The organism is Hylemonella gracilis ATCC 19624 (genome assembly GCF_000211835.1).
GTDB classification, from domain to species: Bacteria; Pseudomonadota; Gammaproteobacteria; order Burkholderiales; family Burkholderiaceae_C; genus Hylemonella; species Hylemonella gracilis.
This window is the reverse complement of the sequence record NZ_AEGR01000073.1, coordinates 1-18,976: the sequence shown is the minus strand read 5'-3', so window position 1 is coordinate 18,976 and position 18,976 is coordinate 1. Positions and strand designations below refer to the sequence as shown.

At 64.9% G+C, this 18,976-nt stretch carries 18 protein-coding genes; 12 read left to right on the top strand and 6 right to left on the bottom strand.

Features of this window, described 5'->3' with window-relative positions; translation table 11 throughout:
* Positions 1 to 14: 14 nt before the first annotated feature.
* From HGR_RS11630 to HGR_RS11615, 4 genes are all read left to right on the top strand, one after another.
* The gene (locus HGR_RS11630) at positions 15 to 1,619 is read left to right on the top strand and encodes an alkaline phosphatase D family protein (protein ID WP_006298448.1); all 1,605 of its coding nucleotides are present in this window, start codon (positions 15 to 17) and stop codon (positions 1,617 to 1,619) included.
* Positions 1,620 to 1,816: 197 nt separating this feature from the next.
* On the top strand, positions 1,817 to 2,986 hold the full coding sequence (locus HGR_RS11625) for a nucleotide sugar dehydrogenase (RefSeq protein WP_006298447.1): 1,170 nt from the start codon (positions 1,817 to 1,819) through the stop codon (positions 2,984 to 2,986).
* A gap of 61 nt (positions 2,987 to 3,047) precedes the next feature.
* Positions 3,048 to 3,893, top strand: a complete 846-nt coding sequence (gene kdsA / locus HGR_RS11620) for a 3-deoxy-8-phosphooctulonate synthase (RefSeq protein WP_006298446.1) — start codon at positions 3,048 to 3,050, stop codon at positions 3,891 to 3,893.
* Positions 3,894 to 4,012: 119 nt separating this feature from the next.
* Entirely contained in the window at positions 4,013 to 4,702 is a 690-nt protein-coding gene (locus HGR_RS11615; RefSeq protein ID WP_006298445.1) for a glutathione S-transferase family protein, read from the top strand.
* 41 nt (positions 4,703 to 4,743) lie between these two features.
* Here HGR_RS11615 and HGR_RS11610 read toward each other — a convergent pair whose 3' ends face one another.
* From HGR_RS11610 to HGR_RS11585, 6 genes are all read right to left on the bottom strand, one after another.
* The gene (locus HGR_RS11610; RefSeq protein ID WP_006298444.1) at positions 4,744 to 5,118 is read right to left on the bottom strand and encodes a winged helix-turn-helix transcriptional regulator; all 375 of its coding nucleotides are present in this window, start codon (positions 5,116 to 5,118) and stop codon (positions 4,744 to 4,746) included.
* 171 nt (positions 5,119 to 5,289) lie between these two features.
* Positions 5,290 to 5,721 (bottom strand): MarR family winged helix-turn-helix transcriptional regulator, encoded by a 432-nt coding sequence (locus HGR_RS11605; protein ID WP_006298443.1) that lies wholly within the window; start codon positions 5,719 to 5,721, stop codon positions 5,290 to 5,292.
* A 182-nt stretch (positions 5,722 to 5,903) separates the two neighbouring features.
* The gene (locus HGR_RS11600; RefSeq protein ID WP_006298442.1) at positions 5,904 to 6,899 is read right to left on the bottom strand and encodes a Bug family tripartite tricarboxylate transporter substrate binding protein; all 996 of its coding nucleotides are present in this window, start codon (positions 6,897 to 6,899) and stop codon (positions 5,904 to 5,906) included.
* A gap of 87 nt (positions 6,900 to 6,986) precedes the next feature.
* Positions 6,987 to 7,751 (bottom strand): SDR family NAD(P)-dependent oxidoreductase, encoded by a 765-nt coding sequence (locus tag HGR_RS11595; RefSeq protein WP_006298441.1) that lies wholly within the window; start codon positions 7,749 to 7,751, stop codon positions 6,987 to 6,989.
* Positions 7,752 to 7,881: 130 nt separating this feature from the next.
* Positions 7,882 to 9,765, bottom strand: coding sequence for a feruloyl-CoA synthase (locus HGR_RS11590; RefSeq protein ID WP_006298440.1), 1,884 nt, complete (start codon positions 9,763 to 9,765; stop codon positions 7,882 to 7,884).
* On the bottom strand, positions 9,762 to 10,553 hold the full coding sequence (locus tag HGR_RS11585; protein WP_006298439.1) for a crotonase/enoyl-CoA hydratase family protein: 792 nt from the start codon (positions 10,551 to 10,553) through the stop codon (positions 9,762 to 9,764). Before HGR_RS11585 ends, HGR_RS11590 begins: the two co-directional genes overlap by 4 nt.
* Positions 10,554 to 10,673: 120 nt before the next feature.
* Here HGR_RS11585 and HGR_RS11580 point away from each other — a divergent pair, with 120 nt between their 5' ends.
* The 8 genes from HGR_RS11580 to HGR_RS17985 form a co-directional block, all read left to right on the top strand.
* Positions 10,674 to 11,537, top strand: a complete 864-nt coding sequence (locus HGR_RS11580; protein WP_006298438.1) for a 4-hydroxyphenyl-beta-ketoacyl-CoA hydrolase — start codon at positions 10,674 to 10,676, stop codon at positions 11,535 to 11,537.
* 299 nt (positions 11,538 to 11,836) lie between these two features.
* Positions 11,837 to 13,003 (top strand): ABC transporter substrate-binding protein, encoded by a 1,167-nt coding sequence (locus HGR_RS11575; RefSeq protein WP_006298437.1) that lies wholly within the window; start codon positions 11,837 to 11,839, stop codon positions 13,001 to 13,003.
* A 121-nt stretch (positions 13,004 to 13,124) separates the two neighbouring features.
* Positions 13,125 to 14,003 (top strand): branched-chain amino acid ABC transporter permease, encoded by an 879-nt coding sequence (locus HGR_RS11570; protein WP_006298436.1) that lies wholly within the window; start codon positions 13,125 to 13,127, stop codon positions 14,001 to 14,003.
* On the top strand, positions 14,000 to 14,977 hold the full coding sequence (locus tag HGR_RS11565; protein WP_006298435.1) for a branched-chain amino acid ABC transporter permease: 978 nt from the start codon (positions 14,000 to 14,002) through the stop codon (positions 14,975 to 14,977). The genes HGR_RS11570 and HGR_RS11565 overlap by 4 nt, the downstream gene beginning before the upstream one ends.
* Positions 14,974 to 15,756, top strand: a complete 783-nt coding sequence (locus HGR_RS11560) for an ABC transporter ATP-binding protein (RefSeq protein WP_006298434.1) — start codon at positions 14,974 to 14,976, stop codon at positions 15,754 to 15,756. Before HGR_RS11565 ends, HGR_RS11560 begins: the two co-directional genes overlap by 4 nt.
* 112 nt (positions 15,757 to 15,868) lie before the next feature.
* Positions 15,869 to 16,591, top strand: a complete 723-nt coding sequence (locus HGR_RS11555) for an ABC transporter ATP-binding protein (protein WP_006298433.1) — start codon at positions 15,869 to 15,871, stop codon at positions 16,589 to 16,591.
* 57 nt (positions 16,592 to 16,648) lie between these two features.
* Positions 16,649 to 17,641, top strand: coding sequence for a Bug family tripartite tricarboxylate transporter substrate binding protein (locus HGR_RS11550; RefSeq protein WP_006298432.1), 993 nt, complete (start codon positions 16,649 to 16,651; stop codon positions 17,639 to 17,641).
* A 187-nt stretch (positions 17,642 to 17,828) separates the two neighbouring features.
* The coding region (locus tag HGR_RS17985) for a methyl-accepting chemotaxis protein (RefSeq protein ID WP_039853363.1) at positions 17,829 to 18,976 on the top strand (1,148 nt) is incomplete at its 3' end.

Below are 18,976 nucleotides of genomic sequence, written 5' to 3'. Positions count from 1 at the left end.
ACAAGGACACCCGCATGGACACGCAGGCACTCTCGTCACCTCAGCGTCGCGCCCTGATCAAGGCCTTCGCCGGTTTGTCCGGCCTGGCGCTGCTTCCCCCGCAGTCCACGGCACGGGCATCAGGGGCTCGCATACAGTTTCGCAACGATCCCTTCGCGGCGGGCATCGCAAGCGGCTCGCCCTCGCCGGATGGTTTCGTGCTGTGGACTCGCTTGTTGGGCGAGGAGTTGATGGACGCGGGGCCGGTGCCGGTGCGCTGGGAATTGTTCGAGGAAGGGGTCGACCGCCGACCGGTCGCCCGTGGCGAGGCGTGGGCGGAACCCGAACTCGGCCATGCCGTGCACGTTGAAGTGACAGGCTTGCGCTCCGACCGCTGGTATGGCTATCGATTCATGGTCGGCGGTGCGGTCAGCGCTTTGGGGCGAGCGCGGACCTCGCCAGCGCCTGGTGCCGCGGTGGATCGCTTGCGCCTGGCCTTGGCCTCCTGCCAGCGTTGGGAGTCCGGCCACTATGCGGCCTACCGGCACATGCATGCGGAGTCTCCCGACATGGTGGTCTTCGTCGGCGATTACATCTACGAGAGAGCTGGTGCATCGGCGGGCCCTGACGAGGCACGTCACCATGACCTGCCCGAGGCCCGCACCCTGGCGACTTACCGCGCGCGGTATGCCCTGTACAAGAGCGATCCCGCCTTGCAAGCCATGCATGCCGCCTGTCCCTGGCTGGTGACCTGGGACGACCACGAGCTGGAGAACAACAACGGCGGTACCTGGTCCATCACGGACACGCGCGATTTCGCCGCGCGCCGGGTGGCGTCCTACCAAGCGTATTACGAGCACATGCCGCTGCGTGCCGATGTCATGCTCAAGGGACTGCACGGTCTGCAGGCCGGTGTGGGTGGACTGCGCATCCATCGATATCACGACCATGGACGCCTGGGACGGCTCTATCTGCTGGACAACCGGCAGTATCGCGACCGCCCCTTGTGCGGCAAGGAACCCAGGGCGGCCGAAGCCAAGGTGTGCCTGAGCGAGGAACCCACGTCGCGTCGCTCCATGCTGGGGCGCGAACAGGAGCAATGGTTGGAAGGCGCCCTGCGGGAGTCGCGCAGCGCCGGCACCGCTTGGAACCTGATCGCGCAGCAAACCCGCTTCACACCCGCCAACTATGCCCACGGCCTGGGCGTTGCCGCGGGCACCGATGGCTGGGATGGTTACCCAGGCGCGCGCCAAGCGCTGATCGATGCCTTGGTGGCGAGCGAGGCGCGCAACCCCGTCATCCTGGGCGGGGACATCCACAGGAACTGGGTGGCCCAGGTGCATCGTGATCCCTACGCCATCGATTCTCCGGTGGTGGCCGCGGAGTACTGCGGCACCAGCATCACCTCCACCGTGCGCGGCGCTTCCGAGGAGGCGGACGCGAAGGCGCGACGTGCCAATCCGCATTGCCTGTTGGTCCACTCCCGAAAGCGGGGCTATGGCCTGATCGACCTGTCGCCCCAAAGATTGCTGATGTCCTTGCGTGTCCTGGACGACGCCACCCGCGCTGATTCCGGCATTGGCACGTTGGCCTCCTTGGTCACCGAGGCCGGGCGCCCGGGCGTTCAACCACTGTCTTGACCCTGAGACCGCGACTTTCGTTCCGGCCACCCGGGATGAGGGCTTGCCATCAAGCCACAATATTTGCTGTCTAGAATCCTCGCTCGGGCATGCCATGCTGTGCATGGGAATGCCTCGCGGGCGCCGCTTCGCCCGCCGTCTTTCATCCGGTCGCCTTCGCACGCGGCCATTCACGCGACCATCGATTGGGATTCATCTTGAAGATTGCCATCGCCGGAACGGGCTACGTCGGCCTGTCCAACGCCGTTTTGCTGGCCCAGCAGCATGAAGTGATTGCCCTGGACATCGATCCGGCCAAGGTCGAACTGATCAACCGCCGCCACTCGCCCATCGAGGACCGGGAGATCGAGGACTACCTGGTCAGCAAGCCCTTGAATTTGCGCGCCACGCTGGACAAGCAAGAAGCTTATGGGCAGGCGGAATACGTCGTCATCGCCACGCCCACGGACTACGACCCGGAAACGAATTACTTCAACACCCGCTCGGTCGAGGCGGTGGTGCGTGACGTGATGGCGATCAATCCGCGCGCCGTGATGGTCATCAAGTCCACCATCCCGGTCGGCTACACCGAGCAGCTCAAGCGCACGCTGGGGTCCGACAACATCATTTTTTCCCCGGAGTTCCTGCGCGAGGGCAAGGCGCTCTACGACAACCTGCACCCCAGCCGCATCGTGGTTGGCGAGCGCTCCACGCGAGGGCAGGTCTTCGCGGATCTGTTGCGCCAGTGCTCGCTCAAGCCCGACGCCGCGGTGCTGCTGACCGAGAACACCGAGGCCGAGGCGATCAAGCTGTTCGCCAACACCTTCCTGGCGATGCGGGTGGCTTTCTTCAATGAGCTGGATACCTACGCGGCGGTCCACGGTCTCGACAGCCGCCAGATCATTCAGGGCGTGGGCCTGGATCCGCGCATTGGCAACCACTACAACAACCCCAGCTTTGGTTATGGCGGCTATTGCCTGCCCAAGGACACCAAGCAGTTGCTGGCCAATTACCAGGACGTGCCCCAGAACCTGATCCGTGCCATCGTGGACGCGAACACCACGCGCAAGGATTTCGTGGCCGAGGACATCCTGCGGCGCCAGCCCAAGGTGGTGGGGATTCACCGTCTGATCATGAAGGCCGGCAGTGACAACTTCCGCGCCAGCAGCATCCAGGGGGTGATGAAGCGGCTCAAGGCCAAGGGCGTCGCGGTGGTGGTCTACGAGCCTGTGCTCAAGGAAGACAGTTTCTTCGGCTCGCGCGTCATCCGCGACCTCGCGGAATTCAAGCGGACCGCCGACGTGATCGTCGCCAACCGCCGCGTGGCCGAGTTGGACGACGTGCCGGACAAGGTTTACACCCGCGATCTCTTTGGCGGCGACGCCTGAAAACGGCAAGGGTCCGCGGAACGTAAAATCCAGGGTTTTCGTTCACTCCTGAGACTCTTCCATGTCCGTGATCACCCTGCGCAACCTTTCCGTGGGCAACGCGCAACCCTTTGTTCTCTTCGGCGGCATCAACGTGCTGGAGTCCCGCGATCTGGCTTTGCGTGCTTGCGAGGAATACGTGCGCGTGACCGGCAAGCTCGGCATTCCCTACGTTTTCAAAGCCAGCTTCGACAAGGCGAACCGTTCGTCCATCCATTCCTACCGTGGTCCCGGTCTGGACGAGGGCCTGCGCATCTTCGAGGACGTGAAGAAGAGCTTTGGCGTCCCCCTGATCACGGACGTGCATGAGCCGCACCAAGCGCAGGCCGTCGCCGAGGTGGTGGATGTGCTGCAGTTGCCAGCGTTCCTGGCCCGCCAGACCGATCTGGTCGTGGCCCTGGCCAAGACGGGGCGGGTCATCAACATCAAGAAACCGCAGTTCCTGAGCCCCTCTCAGGTCGGCAACATCGTCGAGAAGTTCAAGGAAGCGGGCAACGATCAGCTCATCCTCTGCGATCGCGGCACCTGCTTCGGATACGACAACCTGGTGGTGGACATGCTGGGCTTTGGCGTGATGAAACAGGTCAGCGGCAATCTGCCGGTGATCTTCGACGCCACCCATGCCTTGCAGCAACGCGCGCCGGGCGCGGCAGCCTCGGGCGGACGCCGCGAGCAGCTGGTGGACCTGGCCCGCGCGGGCATGTCGGTCGGTCTGGCGGGGTTGTTCCTGGAGGCTCACCCCAATCCTGACAAAGCGCTGTGCGACGGCCCCAGTGCCTTGCCGCTGGACAAGCTGGAGCCCTTCTTGGCCCAGATCAAGGCCTTGGACGATCTGGTGAAATCCTTCGTGCCCCTCGACATCCGCTGAATTCAGCGGACGCGACTGTCCCCGCCAGCCGCCGGAAAGGCTTGGGTGCGCTGGCAACTCTCTGGCGCGGCACGGGGGGGGTCGCAGGCCCGAGGCCTGTTTTTTGAACGAGGTGCGACATGCTCAAGCTCTACATCGGCAACAAGAACTACTCGTCCTGGTCCATGCGTCCTTGGGTGGTGCTGCGTCAGGCAGGCATCCCTTTCGAGGAAGTCAAGGTCCGCTTTGATTCCTTTGACGCGGATTCCGAGTTCAAGCGCACCATCGCGCGCGTCAACCCGGTGGGCAAGGTGCCGGTGCTCACGGACGGCGAGCTGGTCATCTGGGACACCCTGGCGATTGCCGAGTACCTGGCGGAGGCCTTTCCCGAAAAACATTTGTGGCCGCAAGAGCGGGCGCATCGCGCCCGCGCGCGCAGCGTGTGCGCTGAAATGCATTCAGGGTTCTCGGCCTTGCGCACCCATTGCACCATGAACATCGAAGCCGATCTGTCCCAGGCGGGTGCCCGCATTTGGGATGAGCAGCCCGCGGTGCGAGCCGACGTGCAGCGCATCACGCAGATGTGGCGCGAGCTGCTGCGTGAGAGCGGCCGGCAGGATCTGCTGTTTGGTGATTTCTCGATCGCCGACGCCTACTTCGCGCCGGTGTGCACGCGTCTGAAGACATACGCCTTGCCCGTGCCCGAGGACATTGCCGCGTACATGGCGCGTGTGCATGCCCTGCCGGGTGTGCGCGCCTGGGTGGAGGATGCCCTGGCTGAACACGATTTCCTCGACTTCGAGGAGCCCTATCGGCAAGCCCCGGCGTGAAGCCGGGCCGGTGGAATGTGTACCGGCTTGCTTCTTTCTGATCAGCGCGACTTGTTGCCGCGCCCTTGGCTCGCGGACCACTTGGGCGCATAAGCCGTGATTTCACCAAGGCGGCGCGCCAGCTCAATGCCGGTGGTGGTCAGCAGGTAGCCTTCGGTGTCATGGTGCAGCAGACCCGTCGCGCGCAGCTCCTTCAGGCGCGTGTTCAAGGTGTTCGGCGTGATGCCTCCCACGCTGTCTTGCAACAGCCGGAACGTCTGTGCATGCCCGTCGCGCAAGGCCCAGATCACCCGCATCGCGTAACGAGATTCAAGCAGCGCCAGCAGCTGTCCCACGGCGGCGCTGTCCTTCGTGCCCATGTCTTTCATGCCGGACTTGCCGCCGGTACCGAGGGTGTTTTTCGCTGTGCCGGTCATGGGAAGAGCTGCGCGGTGAAATAGGCGGGGCCTAGGCGGGGCGGAGGGAGGCGCAATATAGCGCAGTTTTCCGCGTGCTACAACATTCATAGCTAAGGGAAGACCGCAGGCGTGCGAAAAGAACGAAGGCGGCCGATATAGGCGGCCGATGTGAACCGCGCCGGGGCGGGTTCAGAGGTAGATTTTTTCCAGCAGGCGCAACAGGGTGCGGCGCTCGGCCGCGCTCAGCCGCGCGGTGACCTGGGCGTCGTTCTGGCTGGCCGCGTGTTCGGCCTTGCGCGCGAGTTGACGGCCCGCCGTCGTCAGATGCAGGCCCAGGGCGCGGCCATCACTGGGGTGCGGGCGGCGTTCGATCAGCCCACGCTTTTTCTCGTAGTGCTGCAGCATGCCCACCAGATTCGGTGGCTGGATGTTGAGCACGCTGCAAAGCTGGCGCGAGGTGATGCCAGGGTTGTGGTGAATCAGCGAGAGCACGGAGAACTCGACCGGACGCAGTTCATAGGCGGCCATGCGCGGCAGGAAGCTGGCGATGGCCGCGAGCGAGACGCGCCGCGCGCCGTAGCCCACCAGGGTCTGCAGGAAGCTGGTGTCCACCTGGTCCACTGCGGACCCAAGCTCTTTCGGCGTGGCAGCGCGCTTGCCGCGCGCGCTCTCGCGAGTGGGGGCTCGTTTGGCAGGGCGGCTTGGGGGTGTTGAGACGGTGGAATAGGACGACATCAGGACATCATGGATGAAGAACGCCCCGGCAAGGCTGAGAAGCCCGGCCGGGGCGCGAGCCGACAAGATCAGGATTCCGCGGTGAAGCCCACTTTCTTGACCAGCGGGGCCCAACGCTGGTACTCCGATTCCAGCGAGGCACGCATGGCCTGCGGCGTGCTGCCCGCCGCGACCAAGCCGATGGCGGCCAGACCGTCGATCACGGCCTTGTCTTTCAGAGCGGCCTGGATCGCGGTGTTCGCGGCGTTGATCACGTTCGAGGGTGTCTTGGCCGGGGCAAAGAAGCCAAACCACTCCTCGGCCACGATCTCGGGATAACCCAGCTCGGTGAAGGTGGGTGCGTCCGGTTCCGCCACGCGCTTGGGCGCGGAGACGGCCAGGATGCGCAGCCGGCCGCTCTTGGCGTGGGCCAGCGAATCACCGGTGGGCGTCACGCAGGCGGCAATCTGTCCGCCCACCGTGTCATTCACGGCTGGCAGCGAGCCGCGGAAGGGCACGTGCTGGAAGGTGATGCCAGCATTCACGCCGAACAGCGAACCGACGAAGTGCGGCATGGAACCCGCGCCGGGCGAGCCGAAGCTGGACTTCTCCGGGTTGGCCTTGGCCCAGACGATGAAATCCTTGAGCGTTTTCACGTTGTCCGGAACCATCGGACCGATGGCCAGCGCGAACACCATCTGCGCGCCGATGGAGATGGGCGCGAAATCCGCCATCGTGTAGTTCATCTTGGTGTACACGTGCGGGTAGATCGTGAGCGCCGAGGCTTGCGCCAGCGTCAGCACGGAGCCATCGGCGGGCGAGGTCTTGAGGGTTTCGAGCACGATGCGACCGCCCGCGCCGGGCTTGTTTTCCACCACGGCATTGCTCTGTGCATAGGGGGTGCCGCCCAGTTTGTCGGCCACGCGGCGCGCCAGGCTGTCGCCCGCGCTGCCGGCGGGGAATCCGTAGTAGATCTTGGGCTGGGCCACTTGCGCCGCCTGCGCTAACGCGGGCAGTGACGGCAAGGCCGCCAACGCGGCACCGCCGCCCAGAGCCAGATTGAAGTGACGTCGATTCAGTTTCATGGTTTGTCTCCTAATGTGAAGTTGTCGAGGGGCGGAAAAATGTTTCCGACGCCGGGCAGATGGCGCTGCCCGTGCCCCGGGTCGGTTTTATCGTGGCGCCATCCGCAGCGCGCCGTCGAGCCGGATGACTTCGCCGTTGAGGTGCCCATTGGTCACGATGTGGCAGGCCAAGCGCGCGAACTCCTCGGGCTCGCCCAGGCGCTTGGGGAAGGGAATGGAAGCGGCGAGCGACTGCTGCACCTCCGCTGGCAGTTCCTTCACCAAGGGCGTGGCAAACAGACCCGGCGCAATCGTGCAGACGCGGATGGCATGTTGTGCCAGGTCCCGCGCCATGGGCAAGGTCATGCCCACGATGCCGCCCTTGGAGGCGCTGTAGGCCTGCTGGCCGACCTGGCCGTCGTAGGCGGCGATCGAGGCCGTGAACATCATCACCCCGCGCTCACCTTCCTCCAGCACAGGCAACTTGGCGCAGGCGGCGGCGAAGAGGCGGCTGACGTTGTAGCTGCCGATCAGGTTGATGTTCACCACGCGGGCGAACTCTTCCAGCGGCGCTGGGCTGCCGTCCTTGGCGACGATGCGCTTGGCCGTGCCGATGCCCGCGATGTTCATCAGGATGCGGGCGGGGCCGTGTTGGGCTTCGGCCTGGGCCAACGCAGCGCTGACGCTGTCGGGGCTGGTGATGTCGCAGGTCTGAAACAGGCCGCCGATGTCGGCCGCCACCTTGGCACCCGCGGCGGCGTTCACGTCCAGCACGGTCACCTTGGCGCCGAGCCGGGCCAGTTCGCGCGCGGTTGCTTCGCCGAGGCCCGAGGCGCCGCCCGTCACGAGCGCAGCTTGTCCTTCTATCTTCATGACCGATGCTCCTCAGCTCGAAATTTCGAGCAAGCAGATATCCATACGGGAGCACCCGTGGAACCGGCTTGGCCGGGCCACTGGGTGCGCCCCCTTGAGGGGGAGGCGCCGAAGGCGCTTCGGGGGTGCTTCATGTTTCAGGTTTGAGGATGCCGGGCGCCACGTCATCATGCAGCGCCTGCACCAACGCATCCCGGTGTTTGAGCACGGCGCGCTGGTTGATCGAACCCTTGTCGGTGACCTCGCCCTTGTCGATGGACGGCGGCTCGGCCAGCAACAGCGCCCGCGCGATGCGGTTGGCGCTGCCGGTGGCGCCGCGCGCCAGTTCGTTGATCACGGCCTGCATGCGTTGGCGCACCGCCGTGCTGGCCAGCACCTCGCTCATGGGCGCGTCCGGCCCCAGCCCACTGACCGCGCGGCAGGCGGGCGAGGGGAAGATCAGCGCACCAACTTCCTTGCGGTTCAGGCCGGTCAGCACCACGTCCTGCACCAGGGGCGCGCCGGTCACGATGACCTTGGCGCGCAGCGGGCCCACGCTCACGAACGTGCCCGTGGCGAGTTTGAAGTCCTCGGCGATGCGACCATCGAACTTGAGGCCGCGGTGGATGTCCTGCTCATCGATCCACAGCACGGCGTCGCCGGTGCAGAGGTAACCCTCCTCGTCGAAGGCCTCGCGCGTGGCGGCCTCGGAGCGCCAGTAACCCGGCGTCACGTTGGGGCCGCGATAGCGCACCTCGGTCTTGCCGTCGACCTCCACCAACTTGAGCGTCATGCCCGGCACGGGCACGCCGATGTCGCCAGCCTTCACGTCCGGGCTGTTGACGAACATGGCCGAGGGCGCGGACTCCGTCATGCCCAGGCCGGTGGCCATCACGATGCGCTCGCCGATCTCGGCCTCGGCCGTGGCGTGCAGGCTGTCCCAGACTGGCTGGGCCAGGCCCGCGCCCGAGTAAAAGAACATCTTCACGCGCGACAACAGCGTCTTGCGCAGCGCCGCGTCGGTCTTCATGGCCTGGGCGATCATCTCGAAGCCCGTGGGCACGTTGAAGTACACCGTGGGCGCGATCTCCCGCAGATTGCGCAGGGTTTCAGCGATGCCCGCCGCCGTGGGTTTGCCGTCGTCGATGTAGAGCGTGCCGCCGTGCATCAGCGTCAGGCCCACGTTGTGGTTGCCGCCGAAGGTGTGGTTCCAGGGTAGCCAGTCGACGAAGATCGGCGCTTCCTCGGCCAGCGCGGGCAGGGAGAGGGTGATCTGCTGCAGATTGGCACACCACATGCGGTGGGTGTTGATCACCGGCTTGGGCATCTTGGTCGAGCCCGAGGTGAAGAGGAACTTGGCGATTGTGTCGGGACGCACCGCGTGCATGGCCACGTCCACGGCGCCTTGGCCGCTGGTCCGCGGCACGGTGTCGTGCAGGGATTGGATTGTCTTGGTCTTGCGGCCCTCGATACGGCCTTGGGCCAGCACCACGGTCACGTTCTTGCCCACGGTGGCCTGGATGGCCTTGCCGTAGCGCGCACCGTCGGCCGCGAAGACCAGGCCGGGCGTCAGCGTGTCCATCACGTGCCGCAACTTGTCGTAGTCCTGGCTCACCGTGGCATAAGCCGGTGACACGGGGCAATAAGGAACGCCGGCGTATATGCAGGCCAGCGACGTCAGCGCGTGTTCCAGCGTGTTTTCGCTGAGGATGACCACGGGGCGCTCGGCGCTCAGGCCAAGGTCCAGCAGGGCCTGTCCGACACGCCGTGCGCCGCCCAGGGCCTGCGCGTAGCTGACGCGGACCCAGTCGCCGGTCTTGCCGTCGGGCAGTTGTTCGCGGCGCGCGAAGAAGGTGCGGTCGGGCGCGGCTTCGGCCCAGTGCAGCAGGTGGTCGCTCAGGCGGCGCGCGTAGGGCCCCAGGGGCAACTCCGCGTCGACGTAGCGCACGGCGCGTCCTTGCGCGTCCTTGCTTTCTCGCACCTTGACGCGGGTGACGCCAAAGCGCACGGAACGGTAACGGGCCTGGGCGCTCATGCTTTTTTCACCTTCGCGGCCTTGCCGTCGAGGAAGGCGCGCACGCGGGCCTTGGCCTCCGGCGCGCTCTGGGCGATGGCGGCCATCATGGCCTCGGTCAGGAAGCCTTGATCCGCCGGTTGCTCGGCGATGCGCGGCAGGGCATGGATCAATGCGTAGTTGGTCAGGGGCGCGTTCTGGGCCACGCGGGCGGCAAGTTCCAACGCCTTGTCAAAGGCCGTGCCCTGCGGCACCAGGTATTGCGCGAAGCCGGCCTTCTCGCCGTCGGCAGCGTTGTAGACGCGGCCGGTCAGCATCATGTCCGTCATGCGCGCGGCACCGATCAACCGGGGGATGCGCACCGCGCCGCCGCCGCCGACGAAGATGCCGCGCGAGCCTTCGGGCAGGGCGTAGAAGGTGGTGTCATCCGCCACGCGGATGTGGCAAGCCGAGGCCAGTTCAAGGCCGCCGCCCACGACCGCGCCATGCAGCGCGGCGATGACGGGCACGGGGCCGTACTGCACGCGTTCGAGCGCGGCGTGCCACATGCGTGAATGGTGCAGGCCTTCGCCCGCGTCGCGTTCCTTCAGTTCAGAGAGGTCCAGTCCCGCGCAGAAGTGCTCACCTTCACCCGCGATGACGGCGGCGCGCACGCCGCCTTCGCCAGTGGGCAGGTTTTCGAACAGATCGCGCAGGGCGAGGATCAGTGCGTCATTGAGCGCGTTGCGCTTGACGGGGCGGGACAGACGGATCACGGCGATTTCGTCGTGATCGCCTCGTCGCTCAAGGTGCAGGTCAGGGTTCGTCATCTTGTGTTTCCGGTGAGGATGAATTATTGTTATGAGAAATAACCAATTCAAGCTGCGGACCCCAAGCTTTCTTCGGTGTTTACCCGTGGATTCCGCTCATTCCAAAACCAGGCTTCACGCATGGACCACAAGAATCTGATCGCCATCGACATCCACACGCACGCGGAAGTGAGCTGCTGGAATCCTTTCGACAATTACGGCGAGGAGTACGACCGCGCCGCCGACAAGTACTTCCGCTCAGGCCGCCGGCCAACGATCGCCGAGACCGTGGCCTACTACCGTGAAAGAAAGATCGGCTTGGTGATGTTCACCGTGGACAGCGAGGCACAGTTGGGCCGTCGCCGCATTCCGAACGAGGAGATTGCCGAGGCCGCCCAGGCCAACAGCGACATGATGATGTGCTTCGCCAGCATCGACCCGCACAAGGGCAAGATGGGCGCGCGGGAGGCACGCCGCCTGATCGCCGAACATGGCGTCAAGGGCTTCAAGTTCCATCCGACGGTTCAGGGCTATCACCCCTACGACAAGATGGCGTGGCCCATCTACGAGGTGATCGCCGAGCACAAGCTGCCGGCCATCTTCCACACCGGGCACAGCGGCATCGGCAGTGGCATGCGTTGCGGCGGTGGCCTGCGGCTCGAATACAGCAACCCCATCCACCTGGACGACGTGGCGATCGATTTCCCCGACATGCAGATCGTGATGGCGCATCCCAGCTGGCCTTGGCAGGACGAGGCCCTGAGCGTGGCCATGCACAAGCCCAATGTCTGGATCGATCTGTCGGGATGGAGCCCCAAGTATTTCCCGAAGCAACTGGTCCAGTACGCGAACACGCTGCTGAAAGACCGCATGCTCTTCGGCAGCGACTACCCGCTCATCACGCCCGAGCGCTGGATGAAGGATTTCGAGGAAGCGGGCTTCAAGCCCGAGGTCATGCCCGGCATCCTCAAAGACAACGCGGTGCGCCTCCTGGGCCTGACTTGAGCCTGCGGTGCGCGCCTTCGCGGCGTGCTGGCGCCTGACGGTTTGAGATTCGGGTTTACCCGTAATTCCGTGCTCTCTCGCGCACGCTGGGGCGCGGGGTAAGATATTTCAAACCGTTATATCTATCAGTCTGTTTTTTGGCTTGCGGATGCAACGGTTTGCAGCGACAGTAGCGCACCTTTGCCCCGTTGTGCTCTTGCGTTTCCGCTGCCGGAACGTGTCCGCGCGGTCATGGTGAGGTGCCCGCGCCCTTGCGCGATGGCGGCCATCTTCAGACTTATTAAAAGGAGTCAACTCTCATGAAAAAACGTTCCTTCCTGGGCGCTTCGGCCCTGGCCCTGGCGGCCGCGCTCGGCTCCACGGCCGTGCTCGCGCAGGACGTGTTCAAGGTCGGTCTCATCGTTCCCATGACCGGGCAACAGGCCACGACCGGCAAGCAGATCGAAGCCGCCGTCAAGCTGTACATCGCGCAGAACGGCGACACCGTGGCGGGCAAGAAGATCCAGCTCATCGTCAAGGACGACACCAGCATTCCCGATGTGACCAAGCGCCTGGCCCAGGAGCTCGTGGTGCAAGACAAGGTGGACGTGCTCGCCGGCATGGGCATCACGCCCTCGGCGTTCGCCACCGCGCCCATCGCCACCCAGAGCAAGACGCCCCTGGTCGTGATGGCCGCCGCCACCTCCAGCATCACCCTGTCGTCCCCGTTCATCGTGCGCACCAGCATGACGCTGCCGCAGACCTCGTCGCCTCTGGCTGACTGGGCCGCCAAGAACGGCATGAAGAAGGTCGTGACCCTGGTCTCTGATTACGGTCCTGGCATTGACGCCGAGAAGTTCTTCACGGCCCGCCTGACTGCCGCCGGCGGCACGGTGGTCGAATCGATGCGCGCGCCCATGCGCAACCCCGATTTCGCTCCCTTCCTGCAGAAGGTGCGTGACTTGAAGCCGGATGCCCTGTTCGTCTTCGTGCCCTCGGGCGCGGGCGCCGCGGTGATGAAGCAATTCCAAGAGCGCGGCATGGACAAGGCCGGCATCAAGCTGATCGGCACGGGCGACCTGACCGATGACGACCAGCTCAACGGCATGGGCGACGTGGCGCTGGGCGTCGTGACGTCGATGCAGTACTCGGCCTACCACCCCTCGGCCAAGAACAAGTCCTTCGTGGCCGCCTTCAAGAAGGCCAGTGGTTTCCGCCCGAACTTCTTCGCGGTCGGCGGTTATGACGGCATGCACGTGATCTATGAAGGCCTCAAGGCGACCAAGGGCCAGGGCGGCGAAGCCCTGGTCAACGCCATGAAGAACCTGAAGTGGGAAAGCCCGCGCGGCCCGGTGTCGCTGGACCCCGAAACCCGTGACATCGTGCAGAACATCTACCTGAGCAAGGTGGAGCGCAAGGACGGCGAGCTCTACAACGTGGAATTCGACGTCATCAAGGACGTGAAGGACCCCGGCAAGGCCAAGTAAGGCTGAGCGCATGGGGCGCCCCTGCTCAGGAAGGGGCGCCCATGTTTTTTCATTTGCACCTCTTTCCTCCTGATTCCGGATTCGTGTTTCTCGGGTTCGCGCTTTTCGAGTCTGTGTCCCCATGCTGACCATACTTTTCGACGGCATCGCCTACGGCATGCTGCTCTTCATCCTGGCGGTCGGCCTGTCCGTCACCATGGGCCTGATGAACTTCATCAACCTGGCCCACGGCGCCTTCGCGATGGTGGGAGGCTACCTCACCGTCATCCTGATGCAGCGCCACGGCGTGCCCTTCCTGCTGTGCTTGCCGCTGGCCTTCCTGGGTTCGGCGCTGCTGGGCGCCTTGCTGGAGCGCACGCTGTACCGACCGATGTACAGCAAGCCTCACCTGAACCAAGTGCTGTTTTCCATCGGCCTGACCTTCATGGCCGTGGCGGTGATGGACTATTTCTTCACCTCCAGCCAGCAGATCGTCCAATTGCCTGAGTGGCTCAAGGGCCGTACCGAACTGGGCAGCGGCACCGCCTGGGAACTGGGCATGGGGCACTACCGCCTCTTCATCGTCGCGGTGTGCTTGGCGCTGACGATCGCCTTGCAGACCATCTTGAGTCGCACCCGCTTTGGCAGCCGCCTGCGTGCTTCCGTGGATGACCAGCGCGTGGCCGCGGGCCTGGGCATCAACGTCAACGCCGTGTTCCTGCTGACCTTCGCCGCGGGTTCGGGCCTGGCGGGCTTGGGTGGTGCGTTGGGCGCGGAAATCCTGATCCTGGACCCGAGCTTTCCCCTGCGCTACATGGTTTATTTCCTGATCGTGGTGGCCGTGGGCGGCACGTCCTCGATCACCGGCCCCCTGTTGGCCGCGCTGCTGCTGGGCATCGCCGACGTGGCCGGCAAGTACTACATCCCGCGCTTCGGCGCGTTCATCGTGTATTTCCTGATGATCGTCATCCTGATCTGGCGCCCGCAAGGCCTGTTCGTTCGCAAGGGGGGTAAAGCATGAACGCAGCTTCTTCCCTGCACGAGTACCAGCGCTGGAAGCGCTGGGAACCGCTGTTCTGGCTGCTGGCCTTGGCCTCGCCCTGGTACCTGAGCGGCCACGCGCTGCTCATCAACGAAGTGGCCATCGTCGCCTTGTTCGCGCTGTCCCTCGACTTGGTCATGGGGTACGCGGGCGTCGTGTCGCTGGGCCACGCGGCTTTCTTCGGCATGGGGGCCTACGCGGCCGCCCTGTTCGCCAAGCACATCAACCCTGATCCCGTGATGGGCCTCTTCTTCGGCATCGCCGTCTCGACCGTGCTGGGGGCGCTGGCGTCTCTGTCCATCATGCGCGGCACCAGCCTGACCTTGCTGATGGTGACCATGGGCGTTGCCCTGATCCTCATGGAACTGGCCAACAAGCTCGACTGGCTGACGGGCGGCGCCGATGGCCTGCAGGGCGTGATCATGGGCCCGGTCCATGTTCCGTTCGTCGGCCGATTCGAGTTCGATCTCTATGGGCAAGTGGCGGCTTGGTACTCGCTCGCGGTGCTGTTCGTGTTCTTCCTCTTGTCACGCCGTTTCGTGCAGTCGCCCCTGGGCGGCACGCTGATGGCGCTGCGCGACAACCGCCTGCGCGCCATGGCGATCGGCATCCCGGTGACGGCGCGCCTGGCCCTCATTTACACCATCGCCGCCGGCGTGGCCGGTGCTGCGGGGGCGCTGTTGGCGCAGACCACCAGTTTTGCCTCGGTCGAAGTCTTCGCGTTCGACCGCTCGGCCGACCTGGTATTGCTGGTCGTGATCGGCGGCGCGGGCTGGCTCTATGGCGGCGTGATCGGCGCGGCCATCTTCAAGGTGTTGCAGGACTGGATTTCCTCCATCACCCCGCAGTACTGGACGTTCTGGATCGGCTTGTTCCTCGTCGTGCTGATGATGGTGGGCCGTGAGCGTGTGATCCGTCCCTGGACTTGGGCATCGCGGGGCAAGAAAAAATGAGTGCTTCCGACATCGTTCAAAAAGACGTCGTCCTGTCGGCCCAAGGCTTGGTCAAGCGCTTCGGCGGCATCACGGCCACGGGCAATGTGAGCCTGGACCTCCAGCGTGGCGCGCGCCATGCGCTGATTGGCCCCAACGGGGCGGGCAAGACCACGCTGATCAACCTGCTGACCGGCGTGCTTGAACCGACCGAAGGTCGCATCCTGCTGGAAGGTGAGGACATCACCCGTCTGGCGCCGCACCAGCGCGTGCGCCGCGGCATGGTGCGCACCTTCCAGATCAATCAGCTGTTCGACACGCTGACCCCTTTGCAAACCCTGGCGCTGACCGTGTCCCAGCAGATGGGATTGGGCGCGCGCTGGTGGCAGCCCCTGGGGCGCAACCCCAAGGTCGTCGAGCGGTGCGAGGTGTTGCTGGAGCAGTTCCGCCTCACCGAGGTGATGAACCAGCGCACCGATGTCCTGGCCTATGGCAAGCGCCGCTTGCTGGAAATCGCCATCGCCTTGGCCTGCGAGCCGCGCGTGCTGTTGCTGGACGAGCCCGTGGCTGGCGTGCCCGCCGGTGAGCGCGAGGAACTTTTGCAGACCGTCGCGGCCCTGCCCGCCGATGTGTCGGTGCTGCTGATCGAACACGATATGGACCTGGTTTTCAGTTTCGCCAAGCGCATGACGGTGCTGGTCAACGGCACGGTGCTCACCGAGGGCAACCCGGACGAAATCGCCAACGACCCGCGCGTGAAAGAGGTTTACCTTGGTCATGCGGAAGGGAGCCACGCATGAGCGCCGCCGGACCGTTCCAAGAACAGCGAAGCCCCACCCTAAGCGAAGCGCAGGGCAAGCCTGCGTTGAGGGGCAGCGAATTTCGCGCAGCGAAGAGCGTGGGGGAATTTAAATGAGCGCGCTTCTCAAAGTCGAGAACCTCAGCGCCGGTTACGGCGAGGCCGTGGTGCTCAATGACGTCTCCGTCGCCCTGGACCCCGGCAAGACGCTGGCACTGCTCGGGCGCAATGGCACCGGCAAGACCACCTTCATGAACACGTTGGCGGGCGCCACGCGCCAGCACGGCGGCAGCATCACGCTCGATGGCGTGGCCTTGCACAAGACGCCCTTGCACTTGCGCGCCGCCGCCGGCATTGGCTGGGTGCCGCAAGAGCGCAATATCTTCAAGTCGTTGACGGTGGATGAAAACCTGACGGCGGTCGCCCGGCCGGGCCGCGCCGACAGGGCGGCCCCATGGACTCCCGTGCGGGTTTATGAGCTTTTCCCCCGTCTGGCCGAGCGCAAGACCAACCTTGGCTCCCAGCTCTCGGGCGGCGAGCAGCAGATGCTGGCCGTGGGCCGGGCCCTGGTGCTCAATCCCAAGCTGTTGTTGCTGGACGAGCCCCTGGAAGGCTTGGCGCCCATCATCGTGCAGGAGCTGCTGCGCGCCATTGGCCGCATCACCCGCGAGGAAGGCCTGTCGGCGATCATCGTCGAGCAGCACCCGCAGGCCATCCTGGCCATCTCCGACCAGGCTGCCGTGCTGGACCGCGGCACGGTGGTGCATTCCGGGACGGCCCGTGCCTTGCTGGACCAACCCGAACTGCTCGACAAATTGCTCGGCGTGGCGCGTTGAGCCTGCCGCTGCGCCGCGTCCGCTTCCAAACATCCTGTTTTCCCTAGGAGTCACAACATGAACCGACTGAACCGGAGATCCGCTCTCGCCCTGCTGGGCACGCCGCTGGTCGGCGGCCTGGCCTCTCTGTCCTCGCCCCTGGCGCTGGCCCAGAACTTTCCCAGCAAAGCGCTGCGCATCGTCGTGCCCTTCGGCGCGGGCGGCGTGGCCGACCTGACCGCGCGCATCGTGGCGCAGAAGCTCAATGAGTTGCTGGGTCAGCCCGTGGTGATCGAGAACAAGCCTGGCGCTGGCGGCGTCGGCGCGTCCGATCAGGTGGCCAAGTCTGCGCCGGACGGCCACACGCTGCTGCTGATGTCCAACGCCACGGCGGTCAGCGCCACCCTGTTCAAGAGCCTGCCCTACGACTCGGTGAAGGACTTCACCCCGATCAGCACGCTGGGCCTGTTTGACATTGGCGTGGTCGTCGCCAGTGATTCGAAGTACAAGAGCCTGGGCGAACTGTTGGCGGATGCCAAGGCCAATCCGGGCAAGCTCAACATCGGCAGCATCAACATCGGCAGCACGCAAAACCTGTCCGCCGAGTTGTTCAAGTCGGTTGCGGGTATCGACGTGCAGATCGTGCCCTTCAATGGCACGCCCGCGGTGGTCAACGCCCTGCGCGGCAAGCAGGTGGACGCGGCGGTGGAAATCCTCGCGCCCGTCATGGGACAGATCAAGGGGGGTGCCTTGCGCGCCCTGGCCGTGACGAGCGAAAAGCGCTCCGCCGCGCTGCCGGATGTGCAGACGACCAAGGAAGCTGGCTTGCCCGCCTACCTGTCCTCGTCGTGGAACGCGTTGGCGGTGCCCTCGGCCACGCCCAAGGCGGTGGTCACCCGGCTGCACAAGGAGATCCAAACCGCGCTGGCCGATCCCGAAGTCAGCAAGAAGCTGCGCGAACTCAACATCGAGCCGCGTGGCCAAACGCCCGAGCAGACGGCCGCTTTCCTCCAGGCCGAAATCAAGCGCTGGGGCGACGTGATCGTGAAGGCCAAGATCCCGCAGCAGTGAGTGCACCCGCACCTTGCGCGCGGTCATGATGACGGCGCAGCTCGCTTTGCAAAAAAACAGCTGTTCGATAGAACAGCTGTTTTTTTATGCCCGCCGCGAAAACGGTTTCTCCGTTGCGATCAGAATCCCCTGGCCCGCGGCGCCTGATCGACCTTGCGCGCTGCCTTCTCAACAATACAAGGAAAAAATGAACTGGTTTGCAAGGATGACCGTGCGTCAAAAATTGACGGCCGGCTTTGGCGTGATTCTCCTGATCCTGGTTTTCCTCACCATCACGGGCCTGCGCGAGGTCGGCGTGATCAAGCAGGCTCTCGAGGAAAACTCAGAGAAGAATTCGCTGATCCAGCGTTACGCGATCAACTTCCGAGGCAGCGCGCACGACCGCGCGATCGCCATACGCGACGTGGCGGCGTCCGTCAGTGCCGAGGAACTTCGGCGCGAGGTCGCTGAAATCGAGCGCCTCGCGGCCTTTTATGCCAAATCGGCCGTGCCGCTGGATCAGATGCTGGCTCAGGACCGCACCCTCCATCCCGACGTGCCACGGCTGCTCGCCGCCATCAAGGCCACGGAGGCCCAGGTGCTGCCCTTGATCACGAAGGTGATCCAACTGCGCACCGAGGGGCGGCGTGAAGAAGCGCAACAAATCGTGTGGCGCGATCTCAAACCTTTGTTCGTCGAATGGCTGGCCCGCATCAATGCCTTGATCGATTTCGAGGAGAACTTGATCCAGCAACGTCTGGCCGAGGCCCAAGGCACGGCGACCGGGTTCTCAACCCTCATGATCGCCTGGACGGTCGTGGCGGTGCTGCTGGGGGCCGCCGCGGCCGCCTTGATCGCACGGGCCGTGACGCGCGCGCTGGGCGCCGAGCCCTGGCAGGTGAAGGCGGTGGCGGACGATATCCGCTCCGGCAATCTCGCCGCCGACATCGACACCCGGGGCGCCGATCCGGACAGCGTGATGGCGGCGATGAAATCCATGCGCGATGGTCTGCTCAAGGTGGTGTCCGGCGTGCGGGCTTCGGCCCAGCAGGTGGCCGTTGCCGCGGTCGAAATCGAGCGTGGCAACCAGGATCTGTCCGCGCGCACCGAAAGCCAAGCCAGCACCCTGGAGCAAACCGCCGCGTCGATGGAGGAACTGGGCTCCACCGTGCGGCAGAACGCCGACAGCGCGCAACAAGCCAACCAACTGGCCCAGAGCGCCAGCGCCGTGGCGATGCAGGGCGGCGAGGTGATGACCCAGGTGGTCGAGACCATGAAGGACATCAACCAAAGTGCCCGCAAGATCGAGGACATCATCAGCGTGATCGACGGCATCGCCTTCCAGACCAACATCCT